The following is a 10040-nucleotide window of genomic DNA, read 5'->3' as shown; positions in this document are numbered from 1 at the left end:
CATGATTCGGGGTACAGTTCATATATTGTAATGGGGCACTTTTTTATTTGCTATCGATAATGCGACGTTATGTAAACTTCACACGAATATGGTATACAATATAAGAAATACGTTTTTAGGGAGAAGACATATGAATGAAACTACATTAAAAAATAGATTAATTGAACTAAAACAGACAGAGTTTTCTTTTCAAAACATAAATCTTATTGAATTAACTACTTATATGTTAAAACATCTAGGATCCCTTGACTCAGAATTAAGAGATAAACTGATATACAGGACCCTTTGTAAGATGATTACAAATAATTATTTAAGTCAAAGTCATCTAAAACAAATGTTGGCAACTATCTTAGATGATAAATATTTATTTAAGGGAATTGGATTAAAAGAAGACGATTCAGTGTTTACTCGTTCATTTAGTACACTTTTGATTGCTTTAATTCTTGATGCAGATAATCAAAAAGATTTTCTATCACAGGACACTGTATTATTGGTCAAAGATTGTCTTTTGAAGTATATGTTGATGGAGCAAGATCTGAGAGGGTATGTAAAAGATAAAGGCTGGGCACATAGTATAGCGCACGGTGCCGATGTTTTAGATGAGTTAGTAAAAAGTCATAAACTTGATCAAGGTACATACAAAAACATTTTAACTATCATTATAAATAAAGTACACGTATACGAGTATGCATATCATGATGATGAAGACGAAAGATTAATAACTCCAATCATTGCAATGCTACAAAGAGGATTGCCTGAAAATGATTTGATTGAATACATAGAGGGAATTTCAAATTACTTAGAACAGAAAAATAAAGAATTAGCCATTGAAAATTATTGGATTCTTTACGCGAATATTAAATCATTTCTAAGAAGTTTACATTTCCGTATGCGAAAGCATTCAGAGTTTGAAATGATTAAGAAGAGCGTAGGGCATACACTTGATAAAATTAGCTATTTTTGAGTTAAAAAAGTTTTAATTTTACTTCTGATAACGGTAATTATGTAAATGAGCTATCCATATGGACGGCTTATTGTATTTTTTGCTTAGCCTGGGTTTTTTCCAAAATGCTGACGGTACCCCATTTTATATATAATAGTATTACACTTAGTATGGGTTTTATTTTTTTTCAGATAATTCTTTAAAAATATTTTTTAAGTTTTCAGCTTATTAGGTTTATGTGTTAAAATTTTTATATACCTATTTTTCTGACAAGAAAATAAATCTATTCATAGTAAAGATATGTCGAGGTGATTCATGATGGTAAATAATGCACTTGAAACAAATAAGCGTGCAGTCTACAAAAAACGTTTTTTCCATACTATTCTTTCAATTCCCTTACTTGCTTTAGCCTTATTTTTATTAGCTTCAGCAGAATTTGAAATGAATTATTTCATATTAATTACTTTTATTTCTGTAATTATAATAATCTTCCAATTAGTATATTTTTATAAAAAATGGAAGGCTGTATGAACTTAACACTTCAAATTGTCCAACCATGCAAACTATATTCGCTTGTAGCTCCTTATTCTTCCAAAACTAATTAGAACACTAATAATAAAGAACCCTTTTGATTTGAACTGTACACTATAAAGTGGACACCTCAATCAAAGGGGTTCTTTATTCCGCTACCATTTTACAGAGTCGAATACTCCAATCAATTATGCGGCCTTTTTTCTTATATTCGTCTACCTTTCTTCATAAATTTCATCCCCTTTCAAGTTCTTATTTCTTATTTAAAAATTTACTCACACTTTAATTTCAGGAAAAAAACATTATCATATAATTTTAAATAAGTTAATGTATATAAATTATCACTTCAAAAGGTACACCTTTTAGAACGTGTTTAATATTATTAAATCGAAAATGAGTTTTACAAAACTAAGAAAAAAGAAAACTAATAAAAATCAGTTGTATCATGTACCTTATAGGCCTCACCATACATTCCCATCAACTTAAGAGCGGAAACAAAATGAACTTTTGTTCATATGAACTCAACAACTCTTAAAATATTTGATGTCCTTAAAAGTAAGCACACCGAATAAACCCTAACGGGTTTCATTTTTAAAAAATTATGCAACTTTCTTTTGTTTTCTCAATCCACTATACTCATAGACAACACCCATAATATCAAAGACAGTTTTCTTCTCATATCTGTGGGATTTCCGTCCATTCCTCTGTAAAAGGTTGAACAGGCGGGTTAGGATCTTTGTTATCTCTTGGGTGTTTTGCTGTATTGCTTGATACAACAGAAATAGATGATCTTGGATCATCCCAATCGCTTTATATTCGCTTAATTCTCTTTTCTTCTTTTGTAAAAGCAATTGACGCATTTTAAACATAGTAGAGGAACATAGGAAAATAGCGATTAGCTTTCCATATAATTGGCACTCTAATCGTTCCTGTTTTACATTACGATAATGGTCTATCTTGAAGAGTGATTTCCACGTTTTAAAGACAATCTCTATTTGCCAACGTAAAGTATATAATTCATGTACCTGTTCCATCGGAACCCATTCCCAAGGTGTATTCGTCACGTACACGTTTAATCCAGCTACCAATTTACTTTTCTCTGAGTACGCTCTATTTTTAGACTTTTCTTTTTCCGCGATCTTTGCTCGCCGTTTTTGAAGTTGCTTTTCTGTTAATCGATTAAAAATAACACGTGCAAATAGTTGTTGTTTATCACCGATATAAGCATGTTTTAATTCAAATGTTTCTCCAGGCTGTAGTTGGTTTAGAAGCCGTTTCACATCGATCTGTATGTATTCCGATTGCTTCTTAATAGCACCATTTTTAAAGTATTCTGGATCTGGATTTTTCATATATACATTCGTATTTAATTTTAAACGAGACACATAGTATGTACCTCGTTGATCCATCTGGTCTAAGTCTTCCAATGAAAAATAACCTAGATCACGAATACATAAATCTCCTGGTCGTAAGGTATCTAAGCACTCCGTGCCAAATGTTTTGTCATTATTTTTTCCTGGTCCAACTTGAAAGTTAAGAAATTCCCCACTGTGCAGATCATATTCTAATTGAATTTTGATTCCGGCTGTTTGAGCACAGCCTCCAGAGCCTGGATATACATTCTCTAAAGCATTTGGCACCTGAAATACGGTGGCATCTAGGATACGGATTCGTCCAAAATAAGTGAAGAGATGGTTAGGAATTTGCGTTTGTTCACATATTTTTTGTTGTAACAGTAAAGAAAAAATATGTTGTAAAAACAAAACTGCTTTAGCGTTTAAACGTTTATTTAAGCCCTCAGGGCTGAGTAAAGTACCAGTGGCTGCATGAAGCCTACTACATAATCGTACTAGGGGATCACTTGCCACCTGTTGACTGATCCAAATACATATAGTAGCTAAGTCTGACCCAGAAAACTTACGTTTTCGCTTTATAAGTCCGATTTCCCTTGCAAGTTCTTCTAAAAATACAGGTGTAACATATCGTTGTAATTCTTCCGAAAATGGTTTTAGTTCATCTTGAATCGAGAGATTCATAAAAAGCACGTCACCCTTTCTCATTAACATAAGAGAATAGTAACGTGCTTTTAACTTCAAAAATAGTCTAAATGCTTAAATTGATGGATGTGTATAGTGCCCTCAATATGATGAATAATTGTTTGAGGGATATCCAAAAATTGAGGGAAAAACCCTAATCTTTGTACGAATTTTATTAACACTAACAGCCTTAATTGCTGAACATTTCCCCTTGATTTACGTTCAGCCCATTGTATTTCTGTATGTAGCGGTGTGTAGGATCCATCTAAATCCTTTTCTGATAGGTTCCTCCTTTAAATGGAAAACAATTCAGATGTGGTGGGTTATTCTTTGGATCGTTTCCGTACCCCTTTGGGGGGACATCAAAATGTTAGCTTGATGGGAATGTATGGTAACCCTTATTAGTTCAGCAATGACACACATTATCCGTCACAAATAACCAGAAATATACTGTAAATTTAAATTTACAGAAAAAATTTGATGAAATATATTCTTCTGTTTTTTCGACACGATTAGACAAACCATTCCATCTTAATATGATATTTTATGATATGCGAGGTGGAAAATATGCAAAGTAAAGAAGAAATGATAGAGCTTTCGTTAACGGAAGGATTAATTATACCAGCTGCGATATTATGTGGTGAAGGTCATGAAGAGGAGAAAGGACAGGTTTTTTCTGACCTACCATTTGAATATTAATAGGGAGACTATCCCTATTGCTATCAAACTAACGAAAATATGAAAGTTTTTAACTACATTAAAAAGAGAGTATTTCGGTTCTAAAGCAAGGTTTTTAAACTTAAAGAACTGCATTGAGAATGGTCGAATAATATGAAACTATTAATAATTTCTGTAATTCATTGTGCGTTGAAAAAACGAAGTCTTTCCCAAGACTTCGTTTTTATTTGTATATTCATTGCTTGTATTGCTGTTAATTTAAAATAAAGAACGATAATTTATAAAATAGTGTGAGAACAACGATTTACTAAGTAAGGGTAAATGAAAATCTTCTTTCTCTACAGGTAGTTACTTTGAGAAGTCAGCTCATTTTTTCGTTATGGGGATATTTATTTCCCTTAAGTTGATGGGCATGGCCTCACCATATCATTTCGGGAAAATTGTACGTTTAGACATATTTTGGACACAATTTACCCCTTTTACTGTACGTTAAGAGGTATTTGTTCAGAAAATCATATGTTTATGAACAGAGAATAAAACTCAATAATATCAACGTTTTCTAGTTATAACCATGTTCATAAAGTGTGTAAACAAATCAATGTTCAATTAAACTTAGGTTTTTATCTTTTTGAACATGTATTCATCTTGTAATGATAAGGGTTTGTAGGCCTTAGCGTACAATTTTCCCAGAGTGATATAGTGACCCCTTATATATATCTTAAACCTTTTGTAAATCCTTTTATTTAAATGTATAATTGTATTGGAAGTTATAAATTTAAGAATTGAGGTGACCATTATGAAAAGTTTTGGTACGTTAGCATGCTCCGCTTTCTTAACAGCAATGCTGATATTGTACAATGTCCAATCTTTTTATAATAAATTTACAATAGGAAATACATATTACTGGATAAATGTTGTTCTGGTTGTAATATTTCTGATATCCTTTATCATCGATATAAAGAATATCATCAAGAAAAACTACAAAACTTCAGAATCAAACTAAGGAGCCTGTATTGGTTCCTTTTTCTATGCAAAATAAAAAAGCAGCGTATTTCATTAATTTATGTCCAAATTATTTCTAAACGTACAATTTTCCCGAAATGATATAGTGACCCCATGCCCATCAACTTAAGAATCCAGAATTACCCCAAAACGAAATTTTAGCTTGATGGGCATGTGGCGGTACACCTTTAATTAATTTCATTGATAATAAAATTAAAGAATCTTTATAGCGATATTTAATGGTAATATGATAATATAAAGTTTTTTAGAAAATATCATAATAATTTATTATTAGTTATTTTATTTCCATATAAGGAGAGATATTTATGATAAAACAAGATCTGTTGTATGAGAATGAATTGGTGAAAAATTATATTCAAGCTTATTATAAAAACCAAAGCGGGCTTTCAATATTAGCTGGTAATGTGTTTAATAGCCCTAATATACCTGGAACTTTAGTAGCAACGAATATGAGAATGTTTTTTTATACAGAAGTAATGAAAGTAAATAAGGTTCTTATTGAAATTGATTATAAAGAAATAATGAAGATTAATGAAAAGAAACAATCTATTGGGATGCTTAAGACTATCCCTTCAATTGTTGTTCATCATAAAGAAGAAGAAATTTTTTCAACAATGGGAGATTTAGAAGCATTCTCTAAATTAAAATCTTTTTTTAGTGTAATTCCAGTAAATAAATAAGTATAAATTCATATATGGGGTAGGATGCCACATCCATCAAGCTAAAAAATTGTATCCACAAAACGAAAAAAACGCTATTCTTTTTGTAGAAATATACAGAAAGGATGGCGTTTTTGTATGAATCTATCGATTCAAGGGGTACGGAAACGATTATGGGTTTCAAGGGCCACTCTGGAATTAAATACCACGCTGCAATTCTGATAAGTGTATTTGAGAACCTCTAAATCCTTTAAAATCAATAACTTGTAATCTTCTCAATAGAGTACACTCTATTGAGAAGTTTGTTTATGCAATTATATATTTTTTTATTTGCATATTACTAAAACATTTAATTTTGTATACAATTGTAAGGTTATAAAAATTACATATTTTAAAAGGGGATGCCTTTATGAAGAAATTTATAGGTATTATTGATAAATCCAAAACTCCAGTAAATAATTTAAAGAGAAAAATAAAATTATGCATTTGTACCTTTTAGCACCCGAAGTAGCGGGGGGACATGGAGAACAAACAGTTTATGGAACTGAAAAGGAAATTAAAGAAGAAGGGATTTCAGGAAAAGTTCAATTTTTACATTATGAGTTCTATGGATGGCTTGGGGATGATTTGTTAGAATCTACACCTTGTTTTATTGTTTCAGATAAATTTAAAAATGCATTAGAATCTAGTCAGTTAAGAGATTTTAAAATAGAAAAATGTTTGATTAGTCTTTCAGAGGAATTTCAAGAATTATATCCTGACAAGAAAATCCCCGATTTTTGGAGACTTACTCCTATTGGGACAGTAACTACTGAAAATGCGCATTATACTGACTGGTCTGGGCATCATTTTTGTTTATCTTCTAGAGGAGATCTTGTTTTGACAGAAGAAGTTCTCTTATTTCTAAAGTCATTTGCATTAAATTATTGTGATATTACTCCACTAAAGAGAGCTTAATTATTTAGAGTCAAGTTATTTTATGATTTGACTCTTTTTGAATATCTTTCCAGAGTGGCCCCTCATACACAGAATCGTTTCCGTACCCCTAATTGGTAAAGTTGTAGGGAAAATTGGTGACCTTGAAAAGAAAGGAAAGGCACTAGAAGCGGCGGCTAAAAATGTCTCTAATGGTCGTTTTGATGTTGTGGCATATGATGAAAAGATAGCTAAGATGAATGTGAATGAAAAAATTGCTCTAATAAAATCAACGTCCATGGATATTGCAAATCAAAAAGGTTGGAAAAAAGATAATAAACGAACTAAAATGAACAAGAGAGAAGTATATTATGATAAAAAAACAGATACTTATTACGCTATAGATACACAACACGGAAGATTTGAAGTAGTTAATAGTAAAGGGAAACATCAAGGAGAGGTAGATTTCAATTTGAATCAAACGAAATCTGCAGATAAATCTGGAGGGCATGATTTAATAACGAGTTAAAAGAAGGGATTTTTACATCAAGTTTTAAAAGTAATAGATGATGTTACAGCTGTTAGTTTTGATACATGGATATATTCACCAGATATGGGCTATGTCATTGAATATCATCATGATGGTGATATACGTATAGGAAATGTAAAAGATATTATTAAGTAAAAAGAATTTTTATTAACAAACGTAGGAATTATTGATTCCTACGTTTGTTTAGTATTAAGTAAAAAGTTTATTATCTGAAAGTATTGGAAGATAAAGTGATAGTTACTATGGTTGGGGTTTGCTGAAGATACATGTAATTACATCAGGATTGGGACAGGAAAAGAAATTGGACAACTTATCAAAGTTGAAGATGTAACAACAGGTAGGAAATATGGACCAGAAGATTATGGCTGGGGTACACTATCCGTTGTATCAGGTGGTACTACACGTGTAATTGGTAAAGTTGTAGGGGAAATTGGTGACCTTGAAAAGAAGGGAAAGGAAAGGCACTAGAAGCGGCTGCTAAAAATACAAAATTCACGAAATATCCTACCGGTTTTGATGAAGTTGCTAAGTATGTAAAGGAACATAAAAAATTACCGGATAATTATATTACGAAAGATCAAGCTGAGGCTTTAGGATGGGATAGAAGAAAAGGAAATCTCCACGAAGTAGCTCCAGGAAAAAGTATTGGTGGAAATATTTACCGGAATAATGAAGGTCTATTACCAAGTGCTCCAAATAGGACTTGATATGAAGCGGATATTAATTATTTATCAGGATATCGAGGGAATGATAGAATTCTTTATTCTAATGATGGATTAGTGTATAAGACTTCTGATCATTATAAAACATTTACCGAAGTAAAATAGGAAATAGAGGGATTGAATTTATGGAAATAGTAAAATTGGATGGAAGAAAATTCACTAGTAAAGAAGTATTGCACCAAACATTAAAAAAACAATTAGATTTTCCTAGCTTTTATGGGGAAAATGCGGATGCTTTGTGGGACTGTTTAACTGGGTTTATAGGTCTTCCTATAACAATAGAATGGGAATTTTTCGAGAATACTCAAAAAATGTTAGGACCTTATGCAGATTTAATTTTAAAAACATTCCAAGATGCACAAAAAGAAATGCCAGGTGAGTTTTTCATTGTTGTAAAATAACTAAAAAGAACTTAGGTAAACATAAAAAACGTAGAAATAATTATTTTCTACGTTTTTTATTGTATCAATTTGAATAATTTCCCAGAGTGGCCCCTAATACCCAGAATCGTTTCCGTACCCCATCTAAGCAACTAAATAATTAAATGCCATATATATGGCTAGAAATACACCTACTACTAACTCAAGACCAATAATTATATATGAAACATTTAAATACAAATCTCTTATGCTTCTATATATAAACATAATCCCTAATAAGAAGAATGTAACATATAAATATTGACCGATGCTAAAAGCTAAAGTACCAGATAGTAAAATTAAAGTTAGAAACAGCTTGTCTATTGTTTTATAATTAATTATTTTTTGTCCAACAAGTGGTTGCATAAATTCCCTCCTAATATTCATTTTCCTAATTATGGATATTATATCATGAATTTTCTGTTTTTTTGTGTTGTAAATAAGCTATTTATATAAGTTTACATAACATCAATTAGGGGTAAGCAATTAGTCTTGAAACTTACCAAATTCACTTATAACACACACCATATATGAGTTAAATGAACATTATAGCCAAGAAAATAAAAACAGTAAAAATATGGCTAAACGTAAACAGTATGCTTTCATTTGTTATTGAATGCGAGAGCTTGGAATTATGACGAATAATTTTTTTCATTATAAAGCCATATAGGATTGAAATTACTGTAAGTACAAATAGTATAGTTAAAAATTTCATCCTATTATAGTCCACAGTTGTTGCTGTAATAATAGCAGGTTTTATGGCAAAGAAATATGCCATTAGATACATAAAGACATTCAAAGTACAATATACAGAAAAATTTATAATTTTTTTGTTCAAATTGATCCTCCTCATAAATAATCTTGTTTACAACATCTCTTTCAGGATCATTTGGTATGATAACCTTTATATCATTAGATTCTAAATGTGATTTGTAAGCATCCTAATCTAGAATGGGTGTTTTTGCCCATCCCCTCGAAAAGGGAGAATAAGGGGTTCAGCCGAGATATATACGTTATCTTAACCAAGAAAATTAAAATATAAATTTAAAAGGGCCCTTACCTTGAATACATATACTCAACGTAAGGGCGAATTATTTTTGGTTTGAAATAAAGCTTGATTAAAAATAACTTAGGGATCTGTGTAGCCAGTTTCCTTAACGTACAGAAAATTGGCTTGTTGGTTCATTACTCATTAAAAATGTTTGTAAAGCTTCTAGAGGTTAAATCAACTTGCTTTTTATTTGCTAGAATACCATTTAGCTAACCACTCATTCCATTTATCTTTTTGAATAGTAATGGCAAATATAGTGTTTTTATCAGGCTTGTCAGTAAGACATACGGATGTATCATGAACAGATAAATATTGTCCGTGGTTATTTTTTAAAGAGAAGCTTTCAAATCCATAATTAACAAGTGTCCATACTTGTCCATAAGCGCGAAATCCTGTAACGCCCACCTCATCATTTGCTGATGTAAGATAGGTTGCATTTGCTTCTATGTACACCTTGTTAGATCCTTTTTCAATTGGAATAATTGTAAATATGCTCCTATCTTCTGGGATCCA

At 31.1% G+C, this 10040-nt stretch carries 10 protein-coding genes and 4 pseudogenes; 9 read left to right on the top strand and 5 right to left on the bottom strand.

Annotation, left to right across the window (positions count from 1 at the left end):
• Positions 1 to 130 precede the first annotated feature (130 nt).
• Entirely contained in the window at positions 131 to 964 is an 834-nt protein-coding gene (locus B5P40_RS25635; protein WP_113710127.1) for a DUF2785 domain-containing protein, read from the top strand.
• Between the two features lie 1109 nt (positions 965 to 2073).
• Here the strand turns inward: B5P40_RS25635 and B5P40_RS25625 are convergent.
• Complete coding sequence (locus tag B5P40_RS25625) at positions 2074 to 3510, bottom strand: IS4 family transposase (protein WP_113710125.1); 1437 nt, start codon at positions 3508 to 3510, stop codon at positions 2074 to 2076.
• 56 nt (positions 3511 to 3566) lie between these two features.
• Positions 3567 to 3779, bottom strand: a pseudogene (locus B5P40_RS34205) (DUF4158 domain-containing protein); the annotation flags it as partial.
• A 298-nt stretch (positions 3780 to 4077) separates the two neighbouring features.
• On the opposite strand from B5P40_RS34205, the gene B5P40_RS33765 reads away from it, so the two are divergent.
• From B5P40_RS33765 to B5P40_RS25585, 8 genes and pseudogenes are all read left to right on the top strand, one after another.
• On the top strand, positions 4078 to 4209 hold the full coding sequence (locus B5P40_RS33765; protein ID WP_257149419.1) for a hypothetical protein: 132 nt from the start codon (positions 4078 to 4080) through the stop codon (positions 4207 to 4209).
• 775 nt (positions 4210 to 4984) lie between these two features.
• The gene (locus tag B5P40_RS25615; protein ID WP_082187494.1) at positions 4985 to 5191 is read left to right on the top strand and encodes a hypothetical protein; all 207 of its coding nucleotides are present in this window, start codon (positions 4985 to 4987) and stop codon (positions 5189 to 5191) included.
• A gap of 325 nt (positions 5192 to 5516) precedes the next feature.
• Complete coding sequence (locus tag B5P40_RS25610) at positions 5517 to 5891, top strand: PH domain-containing protein (RefSeq protein WP_113710123.1); 375 nt, start codon at positions 5517 to 5519, stop codon at positions 5889 to 5891.
• 459 nt (positions 5892 to 6350) lie between these two features.
• Positions 6351 to 6827, top strand: a complete 477-nt coding sequence (locus tag B5P40_RS25600) for a hypothetical protein (protein ID WP_113710121.1) — start codon at positions 6351 to 6353, stop codon at positions 6825 to 6827.
• Positions 6828 to 6864: 37 nt separating this feature from the next.
• Complete coding sequence (locus B5P40_RS25595) at positions 6865 to 7314, top strand: colicin E3/pyocin S6 family cytotoxin (RefSeq protein ID WP_002035082.1); 450 nt, start codon at positions 6865 to 6867, stop codon at positions 7312 to 7314.
• Positions 7315 to 7326: 12 nt separating this feature from the next.
• A pseudogene (locus B5P40_RS34445) lies at positions 7327 to 7470 on the top strand (CDI toxin immunity protein); the annotation flags it as partial.
• Between the two features lie 147 nt (positions 7471 to 7617).
• A pseudogene (locus tag B5P40_RS34120) lies at positions 7618 to 8162 on the top strand (ribonuclease domain-containing protein); the annotation flags it as partial.
• 20 nt (positions 8163 to 8182) lie between these two features.
• Entirely contained in the window at positions 8183 to 8458 is a 276-nt protein-coding gene (locus B5P40_RS25585; protein WP_098781102.1) for a barstar family protein, read from the top strand.
• Between the two features lie 123 nt (positions 8459 to 8581).
• Here the strand turns inward: B5P40_RS25585 and B5P40_RS25580 are convergent, their stop codons facing one another.
• From B5P40_RS25580 to B5P40_RS25570, 3 genes and pseudogenes are all read right to left on the bottom strand, one after another.
• A complete protein-coding gene (locus tag B5P40_RS25580) occupies positions 8582 to 8842 on the bottom strand; it encodes a hypothetical protein (RefSeq protein WP_002035091.1) in 261 nt (86 codons plus the stop codon).
• Positions 8843 to 9011: 169 nt separating this feature from the next.
• On the bottom strand, positions 9012 to 9314 hold the full coding sequence (locus B5P40_RS33750) for a hypothetical protein (RefSeq protein WP_002191567.1): 303 nt from the start codon (positions 9312 to 9314) through the stop codon (positions 9012 to 9014).
• A gap of 399 nt (positions 9315 to 9713) precedes the next feature.
• Positions 9714 to 10040 (bottom strand): annotated as a pseudogene (locus B5P40_RS25570) (hypothetical protein); the annotation flags it as partial.

This window comes from Bacillus sp. SRB_8 (assembly GCF_003264205.1).
In the GTDB taxonomy this organism is placed as follows: Bacteria; Bacillota; Bacilli; order Bacillales; family Bacillaceae_G; genus Bacillus_A; species Bacillus_A mycoides.
Note: the sequence above shows the minus strand (reverse complement) of the source record. Positions and strands in the feature narration are given on the sequence as shown.

Bases quoted from the DNA above. Each gene is read 5' to 3' on its own strand.
- B5P40_RS25615 (WP_082187494.1), top strand. From the start codon at position 4,985: ATGAAAAGTTTTGGTACGTTAGCATGCTCCGCTTTCTTAACAGCAATG.
- B5P40_RS25610 (WP_113710123.1), top strand. From the start codon at position 5,517: ATGATAAAACAAGATCTGTTGTATGAGAATGAATTGGTGAAAAATTAT.
- B5P40_RS25580 (WP_002035091.1), bottom strand. From the start codon at position 8,842: ATGCAACCACTTGTTGGACAAAAAATAATTAATTATAAAACAATAGAC.
- B5P40_RS25600 (WP_113710121.1), top strand. From the start codon at position 6,351: ATGCATTTGTACCTTTTAGCACCCGAAGTAGCGGGGGGACATGGAGAA.
- B5P40_RS25625 (WP_113710125.1), bottom strand. From the start codon at position 3,510: ATGAATCTCTCGATTCAAGATGAACTAAAACCATTTTCGGAAGAATTA.
- B5P40_RS33765 (WP_257149419.1), top strand. From the start codon at position 4,078: ATGCAAAGTAAAGAAGAAATGATAGAGCTTTCGTTAACGGAAGGATTA.
- B5P40_RS25585 (WP_098781102.1), top strand. From the start codon at position 8,183: ATGGAAATAGTAAAATTGGATGGAAGAAAATTCACTAGTAAAGAAGTA.
- B5P40_RS25635 (WP_113710127.1), top strand. From the start codon at position 131: ATGAATGAAACTACATTAAAAAATAGATTAATTGAACTAAAACAGACA.